Source organism: Parviterribacter multiflagellatus, assembly GCF_056863265.1.
Genome location: NZ_JBXPIZ010000008.1, coordinates 287,424 through 311,268, shown reverse-complemented (window position 1 = coordinate 311,268; position 23,845 = coordinate 287,424). Strand labels below are relative to the sequence as shown.

Annotated in this window: 23 protein-coding genes; 19 read left to right on the top strand and 4 right to left on the bottom strand. The window is 73.2% G+C overall.

The window, feature by feature from the left end; genetic code table 11:
* Nucleotides 1-29: 29 nt before the first annotated feature.
* Complete coding sequence (locus AC1UE5_RS18790) at nucleotides 30-557, bottom strand: hypothetical protein (protein WP_482926337.1); 528 nt, start codon at nucleotides 555-557, stop codon at nucleotides 30-32.
* 47 nt (nucleotides 558-604) lie between these two features.
* Between AC1UE5_RS18790 and rsmB the strand changes: the two genes are divergently transcribed.
* From rsmB to AC1UE5_RS18730, 12 genes are all read left to right on the top strand, one after another.
* Entirely contained in the window at nucleotides 605-1,834 is a 1,230-nt protein-coding gene (rsmB, locus tag AC1UE5_RS18785; protein ID WP_482926335.1) for a 16S rRNA (cytosine(967)-C(5))-methyltransferase RsmB, read from the top strand.
* A 12-nt stretch (nucleotides 1,835-1,846) separates the two neighbouring features.
* Nucleotides 1,847-2,071: a zinc-ribbon domain-containing protein gene (locus AC1UE5_RS18780; RefSeq protein WP_482926333.1), complete on the top strand. Its 225-nt coding sequence runs from the start codon at nucleotides 1,847-1,849 to the stop codon at nucleotides 2,069-2,071.
* Nucleotides 2,059-2,706: a ribulose-phosphate 3-epimerase gene (gene rpe, locus AC1UE5_RS18775; protein WP_482926331.1), complete on the top strand. Its 648-nt coding sequence runs from the start codon at nucleotides 2,059-2,061 to the stop codon at nucleotides 2,704-2,706. Before AC1UE5_RS18780 ends, rpe begins: the two co-directional genes overlap by 13 nt.
* 43 nt (nucleotides 2,707-2,749) lie before the next feature.
* On the top strand, nucleotides 2,750-3,097 hold the full coding sequence (locus AC1UE5_RS18770) for a response regulator (protein ID WP_482926329.1): 348 nt from the start codon (nucleotides 2,750-2,752) through the stop codon (nucleotides 3,095-3,097).
* Complete coding sequence (locus AC1UE5_RS18765) at nucleotides 3,094-4,851, top strand: sensor histidine kinase (protein WP_482926327.1); 1,758 nt, start codon at nucleotides 3,094-3,096, stop codon at nucleotides 4,849-4,851. The genes AC1UE5_RS18770 and AC1UE5_RS18765 overlap by 4 nt, the downstream gene beginning before the upstream one ends.
* Nucleotides 4,842-5,510 carry a response regulator transcription factor gene (locus tag AC1UE5_RS18760; RefSeq protein WP_482926325.1) on the top strand — a complete coding sequence of 223 codons (669 nt, stop codon included), beginning with the start codon at nucleotides 4,842-4,844 and terminating at the stop codon, nucleotides 5,508-5,510. Before AC1UE5_RS18765 ends, AC1UE5_RS18760 begins: the two co-directional genes overlap by 10 nt.
* 85 nt (nucleotides 5,511-5,595) lie before the next feature.
* Nucleotides 5,596-6,294 carry an ABC transporter ATP-binding protein gene (locus AC1UE5_RS18755; RefSeq protein WP_482926323.1) on the top strand — a complete coding sequence of 233 codons (699 nt, stop codon included), beginning with the start codon at nucleotides 5,596-5,598 and terminating at the stop codon, nucleotides 6,292-6,294.
* On the top strand, nucleotides 6,291-8,846 hold the full coding sequence (locus tag AC1UE5_RS18750) for an ABC transporter permease (protein WP_482926321.1): 2,556 nt from the start codon (nucleotides 6,291-6,293) through the stop codon (nucleotides 8,844-8,846). Before AC1UE5_RS18755 ends, AC1UE5_RS18750 begins: the two co-directional genes overlap by 4 nt.
* Before the next feature lie 26 nt (nucleotides 8,847-8,872).
* On the top strand, nucleotides 8,873-10,057 hold the full coding sequence (locus tag AC1UE5_RS18745) for an AI-2E family transporter (protein WP_482926319.1): 1,185 nt from the start codon (nucleotides 8,873-8,875) through the stop codon (nucleotides 10,055-10,057).
* A gap of 55 nt (nucleotides 10,058-10,112) precedes the next feature.
* A complete protein-coding gene (locus AC1UE5_RS18740; RefSeq protein ID WP_482926317.1) occupies nucleotides 10,113-10,718 on the top strand; it encodes an RNA polymerase sigma factor in 606 nt (201 codons plus the stop codon).
* Nucleotides 10,715-11,635, top strand: coding sequence for a hypothetical protein (locus AC1UE5_RS18735; RefSeq protein WP_482926315.1), 921 nt, complete (start codon nucleotides 10,715-10,717; stop codon nucleotides 11,633-11,635). Before AC1UE5_RS18740 ends, AC1UE5_RS18735 begins: the two co-directional genes overlap by 4 nt.
* 100 nt (nucleotides 11,636-11,735) lie before the next feature.
* Entirely contained in the window at nucleotides 11,736-13,586 is a 1,851-nt protein-coding gene (locus AC1UE5_RS18730; protein WP_482926313.1) for a protein-arginine deiminase family protein, read from the top strand.
* Between the two features lie 13 nt (nucleotides 13,587-13,599).
* Here AC1UE5_RS18730 and AC1UE5_RS18725 read toward each other — a convergent pair whose 3' ends face one another.
* From AC1UE5_RS18725 to AC1UE5_RS18715, 3 genes are all read right to left on the bottom strand, one after another.
* Nucleotides 13,600-14,835: a lipopolysaccharide biosynthesis protein gene (locus tag AC1UE5_RS18725; RefSeq protein WP_482926311.1), complete on the bottom strand. Its 1,236-nt coding sequence runs from the start codon at nucleotides 14,833-14,835 to the stop codon at nucleotides 13,600-13,602.
* 61 nt (nucleotides 14,836-14,896) lie between these two features.
* Nucleotides 14,897-15,526: a class I SAM-dependent methyltransferase gene (locus AC1UE5_RS18720; RefSeq protein ID WP_482926309.1), complete on the bottom strand. Its 630-nt coding sequence runs from the start codon at nucleotides 15,524-15,526 to the stop codon at nucleotides 14,897-14,899.
* The gene (locus AC1UE5_RS18715) at nucleotides 15,523-16,572 is read right to left on the bottom strand and encodes a glycosyltransferase family 2 protein (protein ID WP_482926307.1); all 1,050 of its coding nucleotides are present in this window, start codon (nucleotides 16,570-16,572) and stop codon (nucleotides 15,523-15,525) included. The genes AC1UE5_RS18720 and AC1UE5_RS18715 overlap by 4 nt, the downstream gene beginning before the upstream one ends.
* A gap of 29 nt (nucleotides 16,573-16,601) precedes the next feature.
* On the opposite strand from AC1UE5_RS18715, the gene AC1UE5_RS18710 reads away from it, so the two are divergent.
* Genes AC1UE5_RS18710 through AC1UE5_RS18680 form a run of 7 tightly spaced genes read left to right on the top strand, consistent with a single transcriptional unit; the run spans nucleotide 16,602 to nucleotide 23,810 of the window.
* Nucleotides 16,602-18,119 (top strand): glycosyltransferase family protein, encoded by a 1,518-nt coding sequence (locus AC1UE5_RS18710; RefSeq protein WP_482926304.1) that lies wholly within the window; start codon nucleotides 16,602-16,604, stop codon nucleotides 18,117-18,119.
* A gap of 10 nt (nucleotides 18,120-18,129) precedes the next feature.
* A complete protein-coding gene (locus tag AC1UE5_RS18705) occupies nucleotides 18,130-19,947 on the top strand; it encodes a glycosyltransferase family 39 protein (protein WP_482926302.1) in 1,818 nt (605 codons plus the stop codon).
* 14 nt (nucleotides 19,948-19,961) lie between these two features.
* A complete protein-coding gene (ribD, locus tag AC1UE5_RS18700; RefSeq protein ID WP_482926300.1) occupies nucleotides 19,962-21,089 on the top strand; it encodes a bifunctional diaminohydroxyphosphoribosylaminopyrimidine deaminase/5-amino-6-(5-phosphoribosylamino)uracil reductase RibD in 1,128 nt (375 codons plus the stop codon).
* Between the two features lie 7 nt (nucleotides 21,090-21,096).
* Nucleotides 21,097-21,705, top strand: coding sequence for a riboflavin synthase (locus AC1UE5_RS18695; RefSeq protein ID WP_482926298.1), 609 nt, complete (start codon nucleotides 21,097-21,099; stop codon nucleotides 21,703-21,705).
* Entirely contained in the window at nucleotides 21,702-22,994 is a 1,293-nt protein-coding gene (locus AC1UE5_RS18690) for a bifunctional 3,4-dihydroxy-2-butanone-4-phosphate synthase/GTP cyclohydrolase II (protein WP_482926296.1), read from the top strand. Before AC1UE5_RS18695 ends, AC1UE5_RS18690 begins: the two co-directional genes overlap by 4 nt.
* The gene (ribH, locus tag AC1UE5_RS18685; protein ID WP_482926294.1) at nucleotides 22,991-23,458 is read left to right on the top strand and encodes a 6,7-dimethyl-8-ribityllumazine synthase; all 468 of its coding nucleotides are present in this window, start codon (nucleotides 22,991-22,993) and stop codon (nucleotides 23,456-23,458) included. The genes AC1UE5_RS18690 and ribH overlap by 4 nt, the downstream gene beginning before the upstream one ends.
* 10 nt (nucleotides 23,459-23,468) lie before the next feature.
* The gene (locus AC1UE5_RS18680; RefSeq protein WP_482926292.1) at nucleotides 23,469-23,810 is read left to right on the top strand and encodes a hypothetical protein; all 342 of its coding nucleotides are present in this window, start codon (nucleotides 23,469-23,471) and stop codon (nucleotides 23,808-23,810) included.
* Nucleotides 23,811-23,845: the final 35 nt, after the last annotated feature.

Genomic DNA, 23,845 nt, shown 5'->3' with positions numbered 1-23,845 from the left:
ATGACCCGAGCGCGGGGTGCAGAGGAACGCTACGCGGCCGCGGCCGCTGCGGCGGCCCACTGCTCGTCGAGCGCGGGCGGGCGCAGCTCCGCCGCCTGCCACGAGCGCTCCAGATAGCCCAGCCGCGTCGCCTCCAGCGTCCGCTGCGCCGCGACACCCAGGCCGACGAGCCCGGTCAGCGCCACGTGCGCCTGCCGGACGGCCCGGTGGGCGTGCTGCATCTGCGTGACGAGCCACGGCGTCGCGAAGCACCGTTCGATCGCGGTCGCGCCGTGGATCGCGAGCATCAGCGCGTGCTCGGTCGACGGCGGCGCCGCCACCCGCGGCAGCCACGACGGGCCCGCCTCCTGCACCAGCACGAACAGCGCGTCGCGGACGCCCGCGAGCAGATGATCGGAGGCCGCGTACGCCGCCAGCCCGAAGCCGTCGTGGGCGGCCCACAGCCGCTGCTCGCTGCGCGGGTCGATCCCCGCTTCGAGCAGGGACTCGCACGCCGTACGGCCCTGCTCGACGATCACGTAGGCGAGCGCCTGATCGTCGTTCCACCACTCCCGCATGACGGTGATGAAGCTACCCGTGGCCGCGGCGTTCGTACCCTGGCCCGGTGCCCGCGTCGCCCGCCCGCCAGCTCGCCTTCCAGGTCGTCCGGCGTGTGTTCGAGGACGGCGCGTACGCCGACCAGGCGTTCCACGCGCAGGCGCGCGACCTGGCCCCGCGGGACCGCGCGTTCGCCCGCCAGCTGGCGTACGGGACCGTCCAACGCCGCCGCGCGCTGGACCACGTCATCACCCGCCACACCGCCAACCGCAAGCTCGATCCGCCCGTCCGCGCGGCGCTGCAGCTCGGCGCGTTCCAGCTCCTCTTCCTCGATGGCGTGCCGGCGCGCGCGGCGGTCGCGGAGTCGGTCGAGCTGGTCAAGCGCCACCCCGGGCAGGGGCTCGTCAACGCGGTCCTGCGCAAGGTGGCGCAGGAGGGGCGCGCCGCGCTGGACGGCGCGCCGGTCGAGGTCGTCGAGTCGTACCCGGGCTGGCTCGCGAAGCTGTGGCGCGAGGCGTACGGCGACGAGACCGCGACCGCGCTGATGCGCCGGATGAACGAGCCGGCCGAGCTGGCGTTGCGTCCCAACACGCTGCGGACCACGGCGCAGCAGCTCGCGGAGGCGCTGGGTGACCAGGCGCGCGTGGCCGACGACGGCGCGGTGATCGTCGACGGCCCGTTCGACGCCCACGGCCACCCGCTCTTCGCGGCGGGCCACTTCATGCCGCAGTCGCGCTCCTCCCAGGCCGTCGCCCGCCTCCTCGACCCCCAACCGCAAGAGCGCGTGCTCGACCTCTGCGCCGCGCCCGGCAACAAGTCGTCGCACCTCGCCGCGCTGATGGAGAACCGCGGCGAGATCGTGTCCGTCGAGCACCACGCGGGCCGGGCCGAGCAGCTGCGCCAGACGTGCGCGCGGATGGGCACGACGATCGTGCACGTCCGCGAGGGTGACGCGGGGGAGCTGCGCCCCGACGACGCCGCGGCGTTCGACCGCGTCCTCGCCGACCCGCCGTGCAGCGGCCTCGGCACGCTCCAGGCCCGCCCCGACCTGCGCTGGCGGATGAACCCCGACCGCATCGCGGGCCTCGTCGCCGAGCAGCAGCGCATCCTGGCGGCCGCCGCGGCCGCGGTGAAGCCGGGCGGCGTGCTCGTCTGGTCGACCTGCACGCTCGACCCCGCGGAGAACGAGGGCGTGCTCGCCGGGCTGGCGGACTTCGACGTGGAGCAGGCCACGACGCTCTTCCCGCACGAGACGCGTTCGGCGGGCTTCCAGCTGACCCGCCTGCGCCGGAAGTAGTCTGCTGCGTTCATGACCGAGAAGGTGGAGCTGGGGATGGAATGCCCCCACTGCCACGAGCCGTGGCTGCGCCCGACGTCCCTGCCGGGCCGCTACCGCTGCGTGAACTGCCTCCACCGGTACGAGCTGCGCTCGGTCTGCCCGGGGTGCGGGGAGCACTCGACGATCGTGCGCATGAGCACGACCGCCATCGTCCGCTGCGTCCACTGCGGGGAGTCCATGCTGTGCGAGGTGTAGCCCCGTCGATCCTCAGCGCGGACTTCGCGCGGCTGGCGGCGCAGGTCCGCGAGGTGATGGACGCCGGCGCCAAGATCATCCACTGCGACGTCATGGACGGGCACTTCGTCCCGCCGATCACGTTCGGGCCGATGGTCGTCAGCCACCTGCGCGACGCGCTGCCCGAGGACGCGATCCTCGACGTCCACCTGATGATCGAGCGGCCCGAGCGGCAGGTGCCGGACTTCGTCAAGGCCGGCGCGGACAACATCACGTTCCACGTCGAGGCGACGCCGCACGTCGACTACACGGTGAACCTGATCCGCGAGGGCGGCGCGACCGCCGGCGTGGCGATCAACCCGGGCACGCCGACGAGCGCGATCGCCTTCGCGCCCGACCTCGCGCTGTGCATGACGGTCAACCCGGGCTGGGGCGGCCAGCCGTTCATCCCGCGCTCGATCGAGCGCGTAGCCGCGCTGCGCGCCGCGCTCGGGCCCGACGTCGACATCGAGGTCGACGGCGGCATCGACGCCAAGACCGCCGGGCCCTGCGCCGAAGCGGGCGCGGGCGTCTTCGTGGCGGGCTCCGCGATCTTCGGCAAGGACGACCCGGCCGCCGCGTTCCACGAGATCTCCGCCGCAGCGGGGTGTGGGTAGCCGTACGGGCGTTCGGCTCTGAGCGGACGATGATGTCCGTGCCATGCCGACCACCGTCCTGATCGTCGACGACCACCCGAGCTTCCGGGCCACCGCCCGGATGCTGCTCGAGTGCGACTCGGGCTGGACGGTCGCGGGAGAGGCGGCCACCGGCGCCGAGGCGTTGGTGCTGGCGCAGGAGCTGCAGCCGGACCTCGTCCTGCTCGACGTCAACCTCCCCGACACCGACGGCTTCGCGGTCGCGGCGGCGCTGGAGGGCATCGCGGTCGTGCTCGTCTCGAGCCGCGACGCGAACGACTACGGCCCGCGGGTCGCCGCCAGCGGGGCGCTGGCGTTCCTCACGAAGGCGGACCTGTCCGGCGACGCGCTGCGCGAGGTGCTCGCGCGATGATCGGCCTCAAGCGCGCGCTGATCCTGCTCGCGGCGGTCGGCGTCGTCCTCACCGTGCTGGGCGCGCTGATCGCGCTCAACAGCGACCACGTCGACGGCCGCGGCTTCCTGGCCGGCTACGGCATCGCGATCATGGCCAGCTACATCGGCGTCGGCCTGTACGCCTGGTGGCGCCGCCCGCGGAACCGCATCGGCGTGCTCATGACCGCCGCGGGGTTCTCCGCGTTCTTCCTGCCGCTCACCGGGTCGAACTCGGGGCTCTTCTTCACGCTCGGCAGCGCGCTGGCGTCGATCGGCTACATCATCGTCGCCCACCTCGTCCTGGCGTTCCCCACCGGCCGGCTGGAGACGCCGGGGCAGCGGCGGCTCATCGCGGCCAGCTACGCGCTCGGCGTCTTCGCGCCGCTGCTGTTCCTCCTGTTCAAACGGGAGTGCGACTGCGACAACCCGAGCACGCCGGAGAGCGCGTTCCTGATCGTCGACTCGCCGGACTTCATCGCCGTGCTCGACCCGGTCGTCGGCCTCCTCGGCGTCCTGCTCACCGGCCTGATGGTGCGCATCCTCGTGCGGCGCTGGCGCGACGCCGCGCCCCACGCCCGCCGGGCGCTCGCGCCGGTGCTGTGGACCGGAACCATGCTCGTCGTGACGCTGCTGCTCACGCTCGCGTTCGACACGATCGGGACGCCGGCGGACGACGCGGAGAGCGCCGTGGACCTGATCGGCATCACGACCGTGACGGCGGTCCCGTTCGCGTACCTGCTCGGGCTCGCGCGCAGCCGCTCGTGGCGGGCGGAGGCGATGACCGACGTCGTCGCCGGCCTGGGCACGCCGCGCTCGGAGCTGCGGGGCGTGCTGGCCGACGCGCTCGGCGACCCGTCGCTGGAGGTCGCGTACTGGCTGCCCGAGCGCGGCGGCTACGTCGACCACGACGGCCTGCCGATCCTGCTCCCCGCCGCCGACGACCCGCTGCGCGCAGCGACCGACGTGCGGCGCGAGGAGCGGCACGTGGGCGCGCTCATCCACGACGCGGTGCTCGCGACCGAGGAGCCCGAGCTGGTCAGCGCGGTCGCCAACGCGGCGGCGCTGGCGCTCGACAACGAGCGGCTCGACGCGGAGCTGCGCGCGCGGGTGGAGGAGCTGCGCCAGTCGCGCCAGCGGCTGCTCGAGGTCGGCCTGTCCGAGCGGCGGCGGCTGGAGCGCGACCTGCACGACGGCGCCCAGCAGCGGCTCGTCTCGCTCTCGCTCCAGCTCGGCCTGGTGACCCAGCAGCTCGACCGCGGCGGCACCGACGCGGCCCGTGAGCTGCTCGAGGGCGCCCGCGGCGAGGCCCGCGCGGCGCTGGAGGACCTGCGCGAGCTGGCCCGCGGCATCCACCCGGCGGTGCTGACCGACCGCGGCCTCGGCCCGGCGCTCGAAGCGCTGGCCGACCGCGCGCCCGTCCCGGTCGACGTCGACGGCGTGCCCGAGGAGCGGTTCCCGTGGGCGGTCGAGGCCGCCGCCTACTTCGTGGTCTCCGAGTCGCTCGCCAACGTCGCCAAGTACGCGCAGGCGTCGCACGCGCGCGTGCACGTCGCGCAGGAGCACGGCTGGGCGCTCGTGGAGGTCGCCGACGACGGCGTCGGCGGCGCCGATCCGGCCGGTGGGAGCGGCCTGCGCGGGCTCGCCGACCGTCTGGCCGCCCTGGATGGGAGACTCGAGATCGAGAGCGCCCCCGGGCGCGGTACGACCGTTCGAGCGAGGATCCCATGCCGGTAGACGACGCCAAGCAGCTGCGAGTGGCCCTGGCCGACGACCAGATGCTGCTGCGTGCCGGCATCGCCCGCCTGCTGGAGGACGCGGGGATGGAGATCGTCGCCCAGTCCGCCGACGCGGAGGACCTGCTGCGCAAGGTCGGGGCGCACCAGCCGGACGTGGCCGTGGTCGACGTGCGGATGCCGCCGACCCACACCGACGAGGGGCTGCGGGCGGCGGCGGAGATCCGCGCCAAGCACCCGGGCGTCGGCGTGCTCGTCCTGTCGCAGTACGTCGAGGAGGCGTACGCGCTGGAGCTGTTCGCCGAGGGTGCGGACGGGCTCGGCTACCTGCTGAAGGACCGCGTCGCCGACCTCGACCGGTTCGTCGAGAGCGTTCGGCGCGTGGGGGAGGGCGGGAGCGCGCTCGACCCCGAGGTCGTCGGCCGGCTGCTCGGCCGGCGTCGCCGGGAGGACCCGCTGGAGCCGCTGTCCCCGCGCGAGCGCGAGGTGCTGGGCCTGATGGCCGAGGGTCGCTCGAACTCGGGCATCGCCGAGCACCTGGTCGTCACCGAGCGCGCGGTCGAGAAGCACGTGACCTCGATCTTCACCAAGCTCAACCTCACGCCCGCGTCGGAGGACCACCGGCGCGTGCTCGCGGTCCTCACGTACCTGCGCTCCTAGGGGCATCCCTAGGAGCCCGTCCGGCCCACCCTGGGGGATAACCGTATTGCCGCCGCGGCGTCGGGCAGGGAGGCTACGCGGCGACATGAGCACGACGATCGCCTCCTGCACCGACCTCACGCGCCGCTACGGCGAGGGCGCCGCCGCCGTCGACGCCCTCCGTGGCGTCTCCGTCGCCTTCCCGCGCGGCGAGTTCGCCACGATCATGGGGCCATCGGGCTCCGGCAAGTCGACGCTCATGCACCTCATGGCGGGGCTCGACAACCCGACGAGCGGGTCGGTGGTGATCGATGACGTCGAGCTCTCGCGCCTGGACGACGGCAAGCTCACGCAGCTGCGCCGGGACAAGATCGGGTTCATCTTCCAGGCGTTCAACCTGCTGCCGGTCCTGACGGCGGAGGAGAACATCGTGCTGCCGCTGTCGATCGCGGGCCGCAAGCCGGATCCGGAGTGGCTCGAGACGCTGATCGGCGCGGTGGGGCTGGGCGACCGCCGCACGCACCGCCCGAGCGAGATGTCCGGCGGCCAGCAGCAGCGCGTCGCGGTCGCCCGCGCGCTGGTCACGCGGCCCGCGGTGGTGTTCGCGGACGAACCGACCGGCAACCTCGACTCGCACGCCTCCGCCGACGTCCTCGGCCTGCTGCGCCGCGCGGTCGACGACTTCGGCCAGACGGTCATCATGGTCACCCACGACCCCGAGGCCGCCGCGGTGTCGGACCGGATCGTCGAGCTGGCCGACGGCGCGATCGTCGACGACCGTCCGGTGGAGCGGGCCGCGGCATGACCCGCCTGACGCTCCGCTCGCTGGCGTCGCGCAAGCTCCGCACCGCGCTGACGGCGATGGCCGTCGTGCTCGGGGTCGCGATGATCAGCGGCACCTACATCCTCACGGACACGATCGACCGCGCCTTCGGGGACATCTTCCAGCAGGCGGCCGAGGGCGTCGACGTCTCCGTCACGCCGCGCCAGGCGGTCGACTCGCCCAACGCGCAGCAGGAGACGCCGATGGACGCGGCGCTCCTCGAACGCGTGCAGGCCGTGCCGGGCGTGACGGCCGCGCGCGGCGACATCTTCCGCAACGTCACCGTGCTCGACGCGGACGGCGACCCGGTCTCCACCGGCGGCGTCCCGACCTTCGCGGCGTCCGTCGCCGACGACCGGTTCGAGGCGTTCCGCGCCGTCGAGGGGCGGCTCCCGCGCAGCGACGGCGAGGCGGCGGTCGACAAGGACACGTTCGAGGACCAGGACTACGAGCTCGGCCAGCCGATCCGCGTGCTGGGCGACAAGGGGATCGTCTCGCTGCGGCTGGTCGGCGTGGCCAAGTACGGGTCGGTCGACTCGCTGGCGGGCGCGACGGTCGTGCTCACCACGCTGAACCGGGCCCAGCAGCTCACCGCGACCGAGGGGAAGTTCGACGACATCGTCGCGGCGGGCGACGGCTCGCTGTCGGCGGAGGCGCTGCGCGACCGGGTCAAGCAGGCGCTCGCGGGCGAGAAGGTCGACGTCCGCACCGGCCAGGAGAACGCCGACCAGGAGACGAGCGACACCCAGGAGGACCTGGGCTTCCTGCGCACCGCGCTGCTCATCTTCGGCGGCATCGCGGTGTTCGTCGGCGCGTTCGTCATCTCCAACACGTTCTCGATCACCGTCGCCCAGCGGACGGGAGAGCTGGCGCTGCTGCGGACCCTCGGCGCGTCGCGGCGGCAGGTACTGCGCAGCGTGATGCTCGAGGCGCTGCTGCTCGGCACGATCGCGGCGCTGCTGGGCCTGCTCGGCGGGCTGCTGGTCGCACCGGGCATCGTGGCGGCGTTCAGCGCGACCGGGTTCGACCTGCCCACGAGCGACACCGTCCTCGTCGGCCGGACGGTCGTGATCTCGCTCGTCGTCGGCATCGGCGTGACGCTGGCCGCGTCGGTCGCCCCGGCGCTGCGGGCGACCCGCGTGCCGCCGATGGCCGCGATGCGGGCGGGCGTCGGCCTGCCGCAGCGCTCCGGGCGGCTGCGCGTGGTGTTCGCGGCGATCCTGTCGGCGCTCGGCCTCGCCGGCGCGCTGCTGGGGTTGTTCGGCGGCGCGGAGGGTGGCGACGCGGCGGGCCTGCTGGGCGCCGGCGCGGGGCTCATCTTCCTCGGCGTCGCGCTCTTCTCGCCGCAGCTCGTGCGGCCGCTGGCGCGGGTCGTCGGCGCGCCGTTCCAGCGCCGCGGCGTCCCGGGGCGGCTGGCGCGCGAGAACGCGACCCGCCAGCCCGGGCGCACCGCGGCGACTGCGGCGGCGCTGATGGTCGGGCTCGCGCTGGTCACGTTCGTGTCGATCTTCGCGGCGGGCTTCCGCGCGTCGATCGACGAGATCGTGGATCGCCAGTTCGCGGGCGACCTGACCGTGCGCAACAAGGACGGCTTCTCCCCGATCCCCTCCGCCACGCGCGATGCGGTGGCGAAGGTGAACGGCGTCGAGAGCGCGACCGGCGTCCGGTTCGGCATGTCGCTCGTCGACGGCGACGAGACGATCACGTTCGGCGTCGACCCGCGCGACCTGACGAAGGGCTACAAGGTCGAGTGGGAGGAGGGCGACGACTCCACGCTCGCCGGCATGGGCGCGGGCGAGACGGTCGTGGCGGCGCCGTGGGCTGAGGACCACGGGGTGAAGGTGGGCGACACGCTCAACGTCATCACCACGACCGGCGAGCAGCAACGGCTCGAGGTCATCGGCTCGATCGACGAGGACGAGACCGGCCTGCTCGGCGGCGGCATCCTCGTCGCGAACGACCAGATGGCCGCCCACTGGAACGAGCGGCAGGACGCGTTCATCTTCCTGACCTTCGCGGGCGGGGCGGACGCCGGAGCCGCGCGGGCGGAGGTCGACCGCATCCTCGACCAGGACTTCCCCGTGGCGGAGTCGCAGGACCGCGAGGAGGTCAAGGACGCCCAGGCCGGCCAGATCAACCAGATCCTGGCGCTGTTCTACGCGCTGCTGGCGCTGTCGATCATCGTGTCGCTGTTCGGCGTGGTGAACACGCTGACGCTGTCGATCCACGAGCGGACGCGGGAGCTCGGGATGCTCCGCGCGATCGGCACGTCGCGGTCGCAGGTGCGCCGGACGGTCAGGTACGAGGCGGCGATCACGGCGATGATCGGGGCGGTGCTCGGGCTCGTGCTCGGCACGTTCTTCGCCTGGCTCGTGACGCAGCCGCTGATCGACGAGGGCTTCGCGTTCGAGCTGCCGGTCGGGACGATGGTCGTGCTGTTCGTCCTCGCGGGGCTGGCCGGCGTGGTGTCGGCGATCCTCCCCGCGCGGCGCGCCGCACGGGTGGACATCCTGCGGGCGCTCGCCTACGAGTGAGCGCCTGCGGGTAGTCGCCTGCACATATGGCAGGGACGTCCTCGGAGGAGCAGCAGCAGGCGCGCTTCACGGCCACGCCGTCGACCGCCCGGGTGGCGACCGGGCGGTCCGGCGTGTCCGACCGGCCGATCCGGGTGCCGCGGCTGCTGGTCGCGACGTCGGAGATCTCGTGGCGGCTGCTCGTCTGCGTCGCCGCGGGCGCCGTGGTCGTCTACGCGTTCACGCGGGTCGGGTTCGTCGCGTTCCCCGTCCTGATCGCGCTGCTGCTGTCGACGCTGCTCGTGCCGCCGGCGCGGTGGCTGGAGCGGCGCGGTCTGCCGCGCGCGCTGGCGACGACGCTCGTGTTCGTGGCGGGCATCGCGGTGTTCGCGGGCGTCGTGACGTTCATCGCGACGGCGGTCGCGCACGAGTCCGAGGAGCTGTCGCGCCAGGTGTCGTCGGGCGCCGACGAGCTCGGCCGGCAGGTCGCGAGCGTCACCGGGCTGGACGAGGCGGAGGTGCAGAAGCAGATCAACACGATCGACGACCGCATCCGCGAGAACTCCGACGCGATCCGCAACGGCGTCGTGTCGGGCGCGGCGGCGGCCGGGCAGCTCCTCGCCGGCCTCGTTCTGACGCTGGTCGTGCTGTTCTTCTTCGTCAAGGACGGGCCGCGGCTGTGGGACTGGCTCTGCCGCCTGTTCCCGCCCGCCCGGCGTCGCGCGCTCGACGACCTGGCCGAGCAGTCCTGGCAGGCGCTCAGCGCGTACGTGAAGGGCGTCTTCTTCGTCGCGCTCGTCGACGCGGTCGGCATCGGGCTGGGGCTGGTGCTGCTCGGGGTGCCGCTCGCGCTGCCGCTCGCGGTGCTGACGTTCGTCCTGGCCTTCGTGCCGATCGTCGGCGCGGTCGTCGCGGGCGCGGCGGCGATCCTCGTCGCGCTGGTGGCGCAGGGTGCGGGGACGGCGATCGCGGTGCTCGCGATCGTCCTGCTCGTGCAGCAGCTCGAGGGCAACGTGCTCTACCCGCTGATCGTCGGCCGCACCGTCGCGCTCCACCCGCTCGTCGTGCTCCTCTCGGTCGCGATCGGCGGCGCGCTCTACGGCATCGTCGGCGCGGCGCTCGCGGTCCCGATCGCGCTGATCGCGATGTCGGTCATCCGCGTCGTCCAGCGCCACTCGTCGCACGGCGAGGTCGCCGTGGGGCCGCCGCCGGTGCAGAACCCGCCCGCGTAGCCCGTTCGGCCGACAGGGGTGAAACGAGCCGGCGGGGGAGCGGCATGATGCCGCGATGCTCCAGCTCCTCTCGATCCCCGCGGCCGCCGTGCGCGCGCGTTCGCGCGGGCGGAGCGACGCGGAGCTGCTGCGCGAGGTGGGAGAGCGGCCGGAGGCGATCGGCGAGGTGTACGCGCGGTGGGCGCCGAAGCTGCACGCGCGGCTCGTGGCGCAGACCGGGGACCCGGTGCTGGCGGGCGAGGTGGTGGCGGAGACGTTCGCGCAGGCGCTGCTGCACGCCGGGCGGTTCCGGGACCCGGGGGACGGGTCCGCCGGGCCGTGGCTGCACGGAATCGCGACGAACCTGCTGCACCGCGCGTGGCGGCGCAACGCCGTCGACGCGCGGGCGCGGCGGCGGCTCGGGGTGGCCGAGCGGGTCGTGGCGGAGGATCACGCCGACGCGGCCGTCGAGCGCGCGAGCGCGGACTCGCGGCGGGCGGCGCTGGGCGCGGCGCTCGCGATGCTCCGCCCCGACCACCGCGCCGCGGTGGAGCTGCGCGTGGTCGAGGGCCTGGACTACGACGAGATCGCCGAACGGTTGGGCATCAAGGCCGCGACGGCGCGGGTGCACGTGTTCCGCGGGCTCGCCGCGCTGCGCCGGGCGATGGAGGACGACGCGTGAGCGCACCCCCACTGCCGCCCGAGCTGGAGCGCTTCGGGGACGAGCTCGTCGCCGCAGCCGCGCGTCGCGCGCCGGCCCGCGCGCGTGCCGCCCGCCGGCTGCGGGTCGTCTTCGCCACGCTCGTCGCCGCGCTGGGCGCGACCTCGCTCGCCGCCGCGACCGGCCTCGTTCCCACGCCGTGGGACGACGCGCCGCGCGCGGTCGTCTACACCGTCACCGCGGACGGCGGGCGGGGGGAGAGCGTGACCTGCCGCGAGCGCGACGGCGCCGCTCGCTGCCGCACCGACGTCCCGACCCCGCCGGTGGCGCAGCTCGCCGCGACGTTGGCGGAGCGTGGCGCGACGACCGGCCGCATCGACCTCGTCCGGCTGTGCGGGCGGGGGGCGGGAGCCGGCGCGGCCGGCGGTGGCTGTCGCACGCTTCCCTCCCGCGAGGCGGGGCGGGCGGTCGGCGACGGGGAGCTGCTGTGGGTGACGACCGTCGGGCTCAGGCCGGCCGCGCGCGGCGAGCGGGTCACGCTCTTCACGCCCGAGGCCTCGCGGGGCGCGCGCGACAGCCGCGCGACCCTCACGCTCGAGGGCGGGCCGCTCGGCGCGGAGCCGGTCACCTGCCTGGCCAACCCGCCGCAGGCGCGCATCTGCCAGCTGGTGCGCGAGCACACCACGCGCGGGGTGCTCGACACCGACGCGCTGCTCGCGGCGGCGGGCGCCACCGCGTACACGTACGAGAGCGGCCGCCTGTGCCCGCTCACCGGCAACCGCGCGTGCCGCGCGATCCGGCCCGAGACCGCCCGCGCGCTCGCCGCCGACCCCGCGCGGCTGGAGCGGCGCGGGCTCGCGGTGGTCTACACGCGGCAGGTCACCGCGCGCGGGTTCGCCAGCGTCCCGGCGCGCCCGCAGAAGCCTCGCCGCCGCTGACGATCGACGTCTTTGACCCGCATACCGGGTCATATCCGTCGATCGTTCCGGGGGACACGAGGCGCGTAACGCCGGCGGCGGCGCGCGGCATCACGGTGCGATGTCCCTTCGCACCCTCACCGCCGTCGCGCTCGCCGCGCCGGCGCTCCTCCTCACCGCCGCCCCGGCGGCAGCCCTCGATCTCCGCGCCGACGCCGACCGCGACGGCGCGCTGACCGCCGCCGACGACGCGCCCGGCCTGCCCGGCGCGCTCCTCCTCGCCAACCTGGACGACGACGGCGGGCGCTGCGCCGCCGACCTCAACCGGCGCCTGCGGGCACGCCTGCGGCTCGACGACCTGGGCGTCTGCAGCGACGCGTCCGACGCGAGCGTCAATGGCGCGCAGGACGAGCGCGACCTCGCCCGCGTCGAGCTGCTCCCCGATCCCGCCGCGACCGCCCCGGCGACCGTGTCCGTCGAGGGTCCCGGCCGCGTCTTCGCCCCGCGCGGCACGTGGCAGCCGGCGACCACCCTCACCGTCGACGAGCTCCGCGCCGGCACACAGCTCGCCGTCGAGGGCACCGACATCGCGCGGGATCCGGCGACGACGACGGTGAAGATCACGGTCGGCGACGCGAGCGTCACGCTCCGCCTCGCCCCGCTCATCGTCCCCGACGCGACCCGCACGGCCGAGACGCTGCTCGCCGACGTGCCCGAGTCGAAGGCCGAGATCCGCGCGGAGGCACGCCGCAACCGCGCGTTGTCGATCACGTACGCGCGCAAGGTGCTCGCGGACAAGCGCAAGGGCAGGACGGTCCCGCCCACGATGCGGGGCTTCGTCAAGAGCGAGCGCACGATCCGCCGCCACTACGACGAGATCTACCGCCGGCAGGTGCGGTTCGCCGAGGGCCAGCGGAGCTTCCTCACGGGGCTCGAGCGCGCGGTCGGCCGCGACGTGCGCCAGCAGGACTGGGTCGACCCGTGGGTGCAGGACGCGTTCGAGCCCGCCTACCAGGCGGTCCCCGTGGCGGGCGGCGGCGCGCAGGTCATGCGCGTCGCGATCATGTCCGGGACGCTGGTCGAGCGCGGGGAGATCGCGCCGACGAACTTCCACGCGCGGCGCTTCGCCGGCATCCTGCGCAACCTCCGCGGGGCCGACAGCGCCGTGGTCCACCACCGGGACGCGCCGGGCGCGCCGAGCGGCCTGGTCGACGCGTGGCTGGCGACGGGCACCATGGAGGCGACCCCGCCGGTGCCCGGCGCGCCCAACGGCAGGCTGATCGTCGGCGGCCGCTCGAAGGACGGCGTGGAGGGCGCGACGCGGCAGCTCGTCGACGCCCAGGGCGGCGCGCAGCCGTTGATCGAGCTGTACACCGGCTGGCTCGACATCGGCCACACGGACGAGATGCTGGCGTTCGTGAACGCGAGCACGCCCCGCGGATGGGCGGTGGTCGTCGCCGACCCGGAGGCCGCGCTCGCCACGCTCCGCAAGGTGCCCGGCCGGACGCCGGTGCTGAAGGGCCTGAAGGAGCTCGACGGCACGAGCGCGCAGGTGACGGCGAAGGAGGTGCTCGACGGCCCGATCGCCCGAGCGAGCCGCTTCGCCGCGGAGAACATCGAGACGCAGCTTGCGACCCTCCGCCGCGAGCTCGGCCTGACCGACGCCGACATCGTCCGCGTCCCGGTGCTCTACACGTGGGAGTCGGGCAAGCGCTACGTGAAGGCGTTCACCGGCAACACGGTCAACGGCGTCGCGCCGGCCGGCCGTACGTTCCTCGCGGTCGACCCGCACGGGCCGGTGACGAGGAGCGGCGACCTCTACCGCGCCGCGACGACGACCGCCCTCGCGAAGGTCGGCGTCACGACCCGCTTCGTCGACACCTGGCCGCTCCCGCACCTCGGCACGGGCGAGCTGCACTGCATGACCAACGCGCTCCGCGACCTCGGCGACGCGCGCTGGTGGACGCGATGACGCCGGCGAGCTCCTACCGGCGGTAGATCAGCGCGAGCAGCGCGCAGAGGACCGCGGTCGAGCCCGCGTACGCCACCTCGACGCGGACGAGCTCGTCGTCCACGAAGGGGAGCGCGATGAACGCGACGAGGAGCGCGGCGGCGAAGAGCCAGGCACCCGCGGCCGCGCGCTGGTGGCCGCGGGCGAGCGCCGCCTGGTTGAGCGTGCCGGCGGCGAGGTGGAAGCCCATGCCGAGCGCGACGACCGCCAGGCCGACGCGGCCGTAGTCGTAGTCGGCGCCGAACACGAGGTCCATCACCCACGGGCCGATCGCCAGCAGGCCCAGCGCGCACGCGCCCGCGAAGGCGGCGATGGCGAGCACCGTGACGCGGATCGCGCGATCGAACTCCGACCGGTCCGACGTCGCGTTCAGCGACGCGAGGTGGGGGAGGAGCGACGTCTGGATCGCCTGGAAGAGCTGGAGCGGCGCCCGCGCGATCAGCAGCGCGTTGAACACGAAGCCCGCCAGCGCCGCGTTCGACGACGTCGCGTCCGCCACCAGCACCGGTGCGTTGATGATCGTCTGCTCGGCGAGCATCACGAGGAAGACCGCGACGGCGAACTGCCCGCCCTCGCGCAGCGAGCCCGACGCGACGGCGGACGAGGACTCGGCGGCGTCCTCGGCGTCGACGAGGTCGGCGTCCGCCGGCGTGGCCTCGGCCCGCACCGTCCGCGACAGCGCCGCGGGGACGACGACCAGCGACAGCAGCGGCGCGGCCAGGATGCCCAGAGCCACAGCCGATTGACCCGACAGCAGCCCCACCGCGACGAGCAGCGGGAAGAGCACCCGCACCGACGACTCCACCAGCACGAGCCCGCCGTAGAGCGCGAACTGCTGGTTGCCCGCGAGCCACCCGCGGGCGAAGTACGACGCGGCGTAGGCGAGCACGCTGCCCACCAGCACCCAGTACAGCGTCGCGGAGCCGTCGAAGACGTCGTTCTCCAGCGGGTCCTTCAGGGCCAGAGCCACGACGAGGAACACCGCCGCGAAGGCGCCCTGGATCAGCAGCGGGGTGCGGAGCGAGTACGCGTCCGAACCCCGCGCCCGCCGCTCGGCGATCGACCGCGACAGCAGCTGCTCGATCGGCCGGTAGATCACCGACGCGACGACGAACACCACCGACCACAGGAGCGAGATGCCCTTGTAGTCGACCTCGTCGAGCACGTGGCTGGCCACCGCGAAGAACGCGAACGTGACCAGCCCGGTCACGGCGATCCCTACGGACAGGACACGCGCGCCCCGCCCGTAGGAGGAAGAGGACGAGGCGGGCTTAGCGCCCAACGCGGACGAGGAGCATCGTCCACGGGAACGGCGACCGGGCCTCGACGACCTCGCCGTGCTGCGAGAGCAGCTTGACGAAGCTCCGCTTGGACCAGTGGTTCACGTGGCCCGGGGTGTTGCCGAGGTCCTTCAGGTAGGCGCCGCGCGCCATGTTCAGCCCGCGCCACAGCGGCTCGCGGGGCACGCTCACCAGCAGCCACTTCGACGCGACCCGGGCCATCTCGGCCACGGTGTGCTCGGGATCCGGCACGTGCTCGAGCACCTCGATCGCCGTGGCGACCTCGAACTCGTCGTCCTCGAACGGCATGTTCTCGGCCTTGAGGATCTTGTACTCGAGGTTCGGCGCCTGGCGGTTCTCCCACTCGGCGTGCAGCTGCGGGTCGTCGAGGTCGATGCCGACGACGCGGCCGTCGATGCGCTGGGCCCACTTGTGCGTCAGCACGGCCTCGCCGCAGCCGACGTCGAGCAGCGTGCCCGGCGAGGCCTGGACGAACAGCTCCTCCAGCGTCCGCTCGAAGTTCGCCATGAGCCGGCGGACGACGGGGTTCGTGGAGCCGTACTTGTCGTACGTGTTGCCGGTGACCGTGCCTTCACGGTCGACGGTGACGGTGGGGGTCATACCTCGAGTGCCTCGTGCTCCTCGGTGCGCTGGCCCGCGCGCGCTCCGGTCGTGGGCGGATGCTCGCTGCCCTGGCCGGGCTCGTAGTGCGACGGCGGGATGTCGAGCTCGAGCTCGATGCGGCGCACGCGCTCGAAGACGCGCTGGAGCATGGTGGAGTTCGCGCTCAGCAGGTCGCCCAGGATCCCGAGCGCCGCGAGCAGCATCCCCGCGTTGAAGAGGACGGCCCCGAGGATCAGCGACTGCACGTGGCCCGCGCCGTCGTCCTCGACGACGTAGAAGTAGAGGAAGCGCGCCCAGATGACCATCGCGGCCAGCAGCACGATCACCGCGGCGCTCATGAACACCTTCAGCGGCTCGTAGCGCGTGTAGATGCGGAAGATCGAGAGGCCGTTGCGGCGGACGTACGACCACATCGACGGGAAGAGCCGCGACTCGCGCGTCTTCTCGTTCGTCCGGATCGGGACGTGGCCGACGGCGATGAACTGCTTGCCCGCCTGGATGATCGTCTCGAGCGTGTACGTGAACTTCGAGACGACGATCAGCTGCATCGCGGCCTCGCGGTTGTACGAGCGGAAGCCGGACGTCGTGTCGGGCACGGTCGTCTCGGACGCCTGCCGCACGACCCACGAGCCGAGCCGCTGCAGCGACTTCTTCAGGGGCGAGAAGTGCTCGATCCCCATGACCTCGCGGTCGCCGACGACCATGTCGGCCTCGCCCGCGACGATCGGCGCGGTGAGCTTGCCGATGTCGGCGCCGTTGTACTGGTTGTCGGCGTCGGTGTTGACGATGACGTCGGCGTCGAGCTTGAGGCACGCGTCGAGGCCGGCCTGGAACGCGTACGCCAGGCCCTTGTTGGTGGTGAGGCGAACGATGTGATCGACGCCGTTGGCCTTGGCCACCTCGACCGTGCGGTCCGTCGACCCGTCATCGATGACGAGCCACTCGACCTTGTCGAACCCGGGGAGCTCCCGGGGAAGGTCGGCGAGGGTGGCCGGGAGCGTCTGCTCCTCGTTCAGGCAGGGGATCTGGATGATGAGCTTCATCGGGCGCCGCCTCTAGCCTACTTGCCTCCATGGAGAGCGCGACCCTCACCCGGCCGCGGGCGCTGCCCGCTGCCGTCAGCTCGTGGCCGTGGCCGGCGATCGGCTTCGGTCTTCTCTGCCTGGCCGCGCTCGCCGGCTTCCTCGTCTACCCGACGTACCCGAACTACGACTCGTACTACTCGATGCTCTGGGGGCGCGAGCTCCTGGAGGGCCAGCTCCCGATCTACGAGGCCTACCGCGCGCCGACGCCGCACCCGGCCGCGACGCTCGTCGGGGCGATCATCTCGCCGCTCGGCCACCACGCCGAGCGCGTGTGGATCTTCCTCTGCGTCGTCTCGTTCGTGGCGATGGTCGTCGGCGTCTACCGGCTCACCCGGTTCGCGTTCACGCCGCTCGTCGGCCTGGTCGCCGGCCTGCTGATCTGCACGCGGTTCGACTTCCCCTTCTACGCCGCCCGCGGCTACATCGACATCGCCTACATGGCGTTCGTCGTGTGGGCGGCGGTGCTGGAGGCCAAGTCGCCCAAGCGCGGCCTGACGGTCTTCGTCCTGCTGGGGATCGCGGGCACGCTGCGCCCCGAGGCGTGGGTGATGGCCGGCCTGTACTGGCTGTGGGTGTCGTGGAAGGCGACGTGGACCGAGCGCGTCAAGTACGCCGCCTACGCCGCGATCGGCCCGGCCGTGTGGGTGGGGACCGACTGGATCGTCACGGGGCAGCCGCTCTACTCGCTCACCTACACGAGCAACTTCGCCGAGGAGCTCGGGCGCAACAAGAGCGGCGGCGACCTGCCGTCGGCGATCTGGGCGTTCCTCGTCAAGCTCGACAAGTTCCCGGTGCTGCTCGGCGGCATCATCGGCCTCGCCATCGCCGCCTACCTCGTGCCGAAGCGGATCGTGTGGCCGTTCACGCTGCTGGCCGTCGGCATCGGCACGTTCTTCCTCGTCGGCCTGGGCGGCTTCAGCGTCATCGACCGCTATCTGCTCGTCGCGTCGCTGATGGTCATGGTCTTCGCCGCCGTGGCGATCGCGGGCTGGACGATGCTGGAGCCGGGGACCGTGCTGCGGCGCGTCTGGGCGGGCGCCGCGCTGCTGCTCGTCCTGTACGGGGCGATCTTCACCGCGACGCGCGTGAACCTCTCACGGCTCGACAACGAGCTGCGCTTCCGCGGCGACGCCCACGCGGCGCTGCACGACGTGCTGAACGCGCCGGCGGTGGAGAAGGCGCTGGCCGACGGCTGCGGCCCGGTCGTCGTGCCGAACCACAAGCTGATCCCGGACGTGCGCTGGATCGAGGACCTGCCCGACGGCCAGGTGCTCGCGTACAGCGAGGCCATCCGGGAGCCCAAGAACCCGGCCGAGGCGGCGCAGATCGCGCGGGTCGACCGGCGCATCCGCGCAGGCGGCGTGCAGATCATCCCGCACGAGCGGGTGGCGCTCTTCCGGCACGCGCTGGTGAGCGACGCCGACGACCCCGTTACGGTCCTTCCGTTGCCGGGCTACGAACGCGTCGCCGTGTCGGAGTACTACGCCGCCTATGTCCGCTGCTAGCGGACCTCCCGTGATCGACCCGCCGCGGAGCGTCCCCGCGGCCCCGACGGCCCCGCGTCAGAACGGCGGCGGCCGCCGCTTCGTGCGCCGCCGCGTCGACGCGGTGACCCGCCGCGCCGAGCACCGCTGGCCGTGGTGGCTGGCGCTCGGGCTGCTGCTCGTCGGCACGCTGCTGCTCCGCACGTGGGGCGCCGACCACGGCATGCCGTACGCCTACAACTCGGACGAGAACTCGCACTTCGTCCCGCGGGCGATCGGGATCTACGGGCACGAGTGGAACCCGGACTACTTCGTCAACCCGCCGGCGTTCACGTACGTCCTGCACATCGTCTTCACCGTCTGGTTCGGCGGCCGCGAGGGCGTCTCGACGATGTTCGCGACCGACCCGACCGAGGTGTGGGTCGTCGCCCGCACCACCGCGGCCGTGCTCGGCGTGATCTCGGTCTGGCTGCTCTACCTGGCAGGGGCCAAGCTCTTCGACCGGCGTGTGGGGCTGCTCGGCGCGGCCGTGTTCAGCGTCGCGTTCCTGCCCGTCTTCTACGCCCACATGGCGCTCAACGACGTGCCCACGCTGGCGCCGCTGTGCCTGGCGCTGTGGGGCGTCGCGGGCATCGTGCGCGACGCGCGGCTGCGCGACTACGTCCTCGCCGGCGTCGGGCTCGGCCTGGCGTGCGCGACGAAGTACACCGCCGGCATCGTGCTGCTGCCCATCCTCGCCGCGGCGGTGCTGCACTTCACCGCGCCGGGCGCGCGGTGGCAGGCGGTGCGCGGGCTGGTCGTGAGCGGCGTGGCGGCGCTCGTCGCGTTCGTCGTCGCCAATCCCTACGCGGTGCTCGACTTCGCGGCGTTCTGGGACGGCATCACGCACCAGTCGTCGGCAACGAGCGGGGAGGACCAGGGCAAGCTCGGCCTCAAGCACGAGAACGGCTGGCTCTACTACCTGTGGTCGTTCACCTGGGGCCTGGGCTGGGTGCCGCTCGTCGCGGCGATCGCGGCGCTGCCGCTGCTGTGGCGCAGCGAGAGGCGACTGCTGTGGGTGCTCGCGCTCGCGCCGATCTTCTACGTCGTCTTCATGGGCACGCAGTCGCGGTTCTTCGGCCGCTGGCTGCTGCCAATCTTCCCCTTCGTCTGCCTGCTGGCCGCGTACGCGGCGATCGACCTGGCCGATCGCGCCGGCCGCCGCGTGCCCGCGCTCAAGCCGACGCTGCTCGCGATCGGCGCCGTCGCGCTGTGCGGGCAGGGGCTCGTCTACTCGCTCCACATCGGCCAGGTGCTGTCGCGCGAGGACACGCGCAACCTCGCCCGCGAGTGGATGGTCGACCACCTGCCGCCGCGCACGAAGATCGTTGTGGAGCCGATCGCGCCGGACGCGTGGGCGCAGGACATCGGCAACCCGTCGCGGCTGGTGTCGAACGGCAACCGCTGGGTGAAGTACCCGGCCTCGCGCTCGCGCATCAACCCGGAGAACCCCGACGGCCCGCTGCTGCCCGCGCCCGGGCAGGTCGTGCACGTCGAGGACTACGAGCGCGTGCTCGTGCCCGAGCTGATCGACGACTTCGCCGAGCAGGGCTTCTGCTGGGTCATCACCGGCTCGACCCAGCGCGGCCGCGCGGAGGCCGAGCCGGAGGAGGCGCCCGAGGCGCTGAAGTTCTACGCCCGGCTGGAGCGCGAGTCGCGGCTGGCCTACGAGGTCTCGCCGTACCGCCAGGGCAAGGGCCCGGTCGAGTTCAACTTCGACTGGAGCTTCGACTACTACCCGCTGGCCTACCACCGGCCCGGGCCGCTGATCAGCATCTACCGGCTCAACACGGGCCGCTGCGCTTCGTAGACTCCCGAGGGGCCATGGCCCTCCGCACCGATACCGACCGCGAGCATCTCGCGCGGGCCATCGAGCTGGCGGCTCGCGGCGTCGGGCGCACCTCGCCCAACCCGGTCGTGGGCGCCGTCATCGTCCGCGACGGCGAGGTCCTCGGCGAGGGCTGGCACGAGGAGTACGGCGGGCCGCACGCGGAGGTCAACGCGATCGCGGCGGCCGGCGCGGCCGGGCACGACCCGCGCGGCGCGACGATCTACGTGACGCTCGAGCCGTGCTGCCACACCGGCAAGCAGCCGCCGTGCACCGACGCGATCCTGGCGGCCGGCATCTCGCGCGTCGTGGTCGGCTCCGACGACCCCACCGAGAAGGCGTCCGGCCGCGGGCTGGGCATCCTGCGCGACGAGGGCGTCGAGGTGGAGGTCGCCGACGGCGAGCTCGCGGCGCGCGCCCGGCTCCTCAACCAGGCCTTCCGCAAGCACGCGCGCACCGGCCGGCCGTGGGTGCTCTTCAAGTCCGCGATGACGCTCGACGGCAAGGTCGCGACCGGCACCGGCGACTCCAAGTGGATCTCCGGCGAGGACTCGCGCGCGGTCGCGCACCGCTGGCGCGCGTCGGTCGACGCCGTCGTGGTCGGGGTCGGCACCGCCCTGGCCGACGACCCGCAGCTCACCGCGCGCATCCCCGACGTCGCGCGCCAGCCGCGCCGCGTCGTGTTCGACTCCACCGCGCGCCTGCCGCTCGACTCCAAGCTCGTGACGATGGCGCCGGAGATCCCGCTGACCGTCGTCGTCTCCCGCGCCGCGCCGCGCTCGGCCACCGACTCGCTCGAGATGGCCGGCGCCGAGGTGATCGTCGCGACGGGGGAGAACGAGCAGGCCCGCGTGCGCTCCGCGCTCGATCAGCTCGGCGCGAGCGGCGTGACGTCGATCCTGCTGGAGGGCGGCCCGCACCTGGCGGGCGCGTTCTTCGACGCTGGGGAGATCGACGAGGCCCGGTTCTTCATCGCCCCGCTGCTGCTCGGCGGCCGCACCGCGCGCGACCCGCTCGAGGGCGAGGGCGTGGAACGCATCGAGGACGCGCTGCGCGCCCTCACGCTGGACTGCCAGACGTCCGGCGACGACATCTTGATCAGCGCCCGCCTGAGGGAGTGGTAACCGACCCATGTTCACCGGACTGGTGCAGGACCTCGGCAAGGTCGCCGAGGTGCGCGAGACGGCCGACGGCGTGCGCATCGCCATCGAGTCGCCGCTCGGCGCAGAGCTGAAGGAGGGCGACTCGATCGCCGTCAACGGCGTCTGCCTGACGGCGGTCGGCATCTGCTCGATCGGCGACGACCACCGGTTCGGCGCGGACGTGATGCACGAGACGCTCCGCCGCTCCTCGCTGGGCGGGCTCGCGGCCGGCTCGCCGGTCAACCTCGAGCTCGCGATGGCGGTCGGGGACCGGCTCGGCGGCCACATCGTGCAGGGCCACGTCGACGGCGTCGGGGTGGTCTCGGAGGTCCGCGAGGACGGGTTCGCGCGGGTCGTGACGGTCGAGGCGGGACCGGACGTGCTGAAGTACGTGGTGGAGAAGGGATCGATCGCCGTGGACGGCGTGTCCCTGACCGTCGCCCGCATCGACGACACCTCCTTCGACGTCTCGCTCATCCCCGAGACGCTGGAGCGCACGACGCTCGGCAAGGCGGAGGTGGGCGACACGGTCAACCTGGAAGTGGACGTGCTCGCGAAGCACGTGGAGAAGCTGATCGGAGCCCGGATCGCATCATGACCCCGCCAACTGGCACGAAGACGCCCTTCGCGACCATCGAGGAGGCCATCGAGGACATCCGCGCCGGCAAGATGGTCGTGGTCTGCGACGACGAGGACCGCGAGAACGAGGGCGACCTCACGATGGCGGCGCAGTTCGCCACGCCCGAGGCGATCAACTTCATGGCGAAGGAGGGGCGCGGCCTGATCTGCCTCTCGCTGACGCCGGAGCGGTGCGAGGAGCTCGGCCTCGAGCTGATGGCAGCCAAGAACGAGTCGTCGTTCGAGACGCCGTTCACGGTGTCGATCGAGGCGCGCGAGGGCGTGACGACCGGCATCTCGGCGGCGGATCGCTCGCGCACGATCCAGGTGGCGATCGACCCGGGCAGCGCGCCGCGCGACCTCGTCCAGCCGGGCCACATCTTCCCGCTGAAGGCCAAGCCGGGCGGCGTGCTGGAGCGGACGGGGCAGACCGAGGCGGCCGTCGACCTGGCGCGGCTGGCCGGGCTCATCCCCGCCGGGGTCATCTGCGAGGTCATGAACGACGACGGGACGATGGCCCGCGTCGACGACCTCGTCCCGTACTGCGAGAGGCACGGCCTGAAGATGGTCACGGTCGCCGACCTGATCGCCTACCGCCGCAAGCACGACAAGCTCGTCGAGCGCGTGGTGGACATCTCGCTGCCGACGGGCTTCGGCGACTTCACCGCCGTCGGCTACCGCTCGCTGGTGGACGACAAGCACCACGTCGCGCTCGTCAAGGGCGAGGTGGACGGCAAGGAGGACGTGCTCGTCCGCGTCCACTCCGAGTGCCTGACCGGCGACGTGTTCCACTCGCTGCGCTGCGACTGCGGCGAGCAGCTCGAGTCCGCGCTGGCGATGATCGAGAACGAGGGCCAGGGTGTCCTGCTCTACCTGTCGCAGGAGGGGCGCGGGATCGGGCTCCTCAACAAGCTGAAGGCCTACAAGCTGCAGGAGGAGGGCTACGACACCGTCGACGCCAACCTCAAGCTGGGCCTGCCGGCGGACCTGCGCGACTACGGCATCGGGGCGCAGATCCTGGTCGACCTCGGGCTGTCGTCGATCCGGATCCTCACGAACAACCCGAAGAAGATCCGCGGCATGGAGGGCTATGGGCTGTCCGTGACCGCGCAGATCCCGATCGAGCACACACCGAACCCCCACAACGAGGGGTACATGCGGACGAAGAAGGAGCGGATGGGCCACATCCTCCACCACCAGGGGCTCAACCTCGACGAGGAGCTGCGCCACGAAGAAGCCGAGCACGACCGGGCGGAGGGGCGCGCGTGAGCCGCTACGCGATCGTGGTCGGCGAGTTCTACGCGGACCTGGCCGAGCGGCTGGTGGGCGGCGCCCGCGAGGCGTTCGCGGAGGCCGGCGTGGGGGAGGTCGACGTGTTCGGCGTGCCCGGCGCGTACGAGCTGCCGCTGGCCGCGCAGTACGCCGCGGCGACCGGCCGGTACGAGGGCGTGGCCTGCCTCGGCGCGGTGATCCGCGGCGAGACCGACCACTACGACTACGTCTGCGCGGAGACCGCCCGCGGGATCATGGAGGTGCAGCTCAAGACGGGCGTGCCGTGCGCGTTCGGCGTGCTCACCGTCGACAACATGGACCAGGCGCTCGCGCGCACGGGCGGCGGCAAGCGCGACCAGGGCCGGCACGCGGCCGAGGCCGTGCTGCGGCTCGCGGTGATCAAGCGGGAGCTCGGCGTGGGCGCCGGCTCTGGCGCGTCCGCGGTCGCCGATCCGAGCTAGCCTTCCCGCCATGGGAGTCGTGCTGGGGGCAGCGTCGCAGGAGATGGTCGTCCTCGCGATGGTGCTGCTGTTCGTCGTGCACCTCGGCGGCATCGCGGTGCTCGTCGCGATGATGGGCCGGGACGTGCTCGACATGTTCCGCGCCTCGCCGTACTCGGACGGCGACGACGGCGGCGAGCCGCCCGCGGGCGACCCGGTCGTCCCCGGCCCGCCCTCCGGCGGCGGCCTCCCGCTCCCGGACGCCGCGCAGGCCCCCAAGCGCCTGCGCGAGCCCGGCCGTCTCGGCGACCAGTACCCCAAGCCCACCCGCCGCCCGGACCACGCGCCCGAGCGGACCCCCGCCCGCCGCTAGGCCGGGGGCCGGGCTTCCTCGCCCGCTCCGCGCGC

What these genes read in the sequence shown, in the direction of transcription:
- AC1UE5_RS18790 (WP_482926337.1), bottom strand. Translation starts at nt 557, where the DNA reads ATGCGGGAGTGGTGGAACGACGATCAGGCGCTCGCCTACGTGATCGTC.
- AC1UE5_RS18780 (WP_482926333.1), top strand. Translation starts at nt 1,847, where the DNA reads ATGACCGAGAAGGTGGAGCTGGGGATGGAATGCCCCCACTGCCACGAG.
- AC1UE5_RS18770 (WP_482926329.1), top strand. Translation starts at nt 2,750, where the DNA reads ATGCCGACCACCGTCCTGATCGTCGACGACCACCCGAGCTTCCGGGCC.
- AC1UE5_RS18765 (WP_482926327.1), top strand. Translation starts at nt 3,094, where the DNA reads ATGATCGGCCTCAAGCGCGCGCTGATCCTGCTCGCGGCGGTCGGCGTC.
- AC1UE5_RS18760 (WP_482926325.1), top strand. Translation starts at nt 4,842, where the DNA reads ATGCCGGTAGACGACGCCAAGCAGCTGCGAGTGGCCCTGGCCGACGAC.
- AC1UE5_RS18755 (WP_482926323.1), top strand. Translation starts at nt 5,596, where the DNA reads ATGAGCACGACGATCGCCTCCTGCACCGACCTCACGCGCCGCTACGGC.
- AC1UE5_RS18750 (WP_482926321.1), top strand. Translation starts at nt 6,291, where the DNA reads ATGACCCGCCTGACGCTCCGCTCGCTGGCGTCGCGCAAGCTCCGCACC.
- AC1UE5_RS18745 (WP_482926319.1), top strand. Translation starts at nt 8,873, where the DNA reads ATGGCAGGGACGTCCTCGGAGGAGCAGCAGCAGGCGCGCTTCACGGCC.
- AC1UE5_RS18740 (WP_482926317.1), top strand. Translation starts at nt 10,113, where the DNA reads ATGCTCCAGCTCCTCTCGATCCCCGCGGCCGCCGTGCGCGCGCGTTCG.
- AC1UE5_RS18730 (WP_482926313.1), top strand. Translation starts at nt 11,736, where the DNA reads ATGTCCCTTCGCACCCTCACCGCCGTCGCGCTCGCCGCGCCGGCGCTC.
- AC1UE5_RS18720 (WP_482926309.1), bottom strand. Translation starts at nt 15,526, where the DNA reads ATGACCCCCACCGTCACCGTCGACCGTGAAGGCACGGTCACCGGCAAC.
- AC1UE5_RS18715 (WP_482926307.1), bottom strand. Translation starts at nt 16,572, where the DNA reads ATGAAGCTCATCATCCAGATCCCCTGCCTGAACGAGGAGCAGACGCTC.
- AC1UE5_RS18710 (WP_482926304.1), top strand. Translation starts at nt 16,602, where the DNA reads ATGGAGAGCGCGACCCTCACCCGGCCGCGGGCGCTGCCCGCTGCCGTC.
- ribD (WP_482926300.1), top strand. Translation starts at nt 19,962, where the DNA reads ATGGCCCTCCGCACCGATACCGACCGCGAGCATCTCGCGCGGGCCATC.
- AC1UE5_RS18695 (WP_482926298.1), top strand. Translation starts at nt 21,097, where the DNA reads ATGTTCACCGGACTGGTGCAGGACCTCGGCAAGGTCGCCGAGGTGCGC.
- AC1UE5_RS18690 (WP_482926296.1), top strand. Translation starts at nt 21,702, where the DNA reads ATGACCCCGCCAACTGGCACGAAGACGCCCTTCGCGACCATCGAGGAG.
- AC1UE5_RS18680 (WP_482926292.1), top strand. Translation starts at nt 23,469, where the DNA reads ATGGGAGTCGTGCTGGGGGCAGCGTCGCAGGAGATGGTCGTCCTCGCG.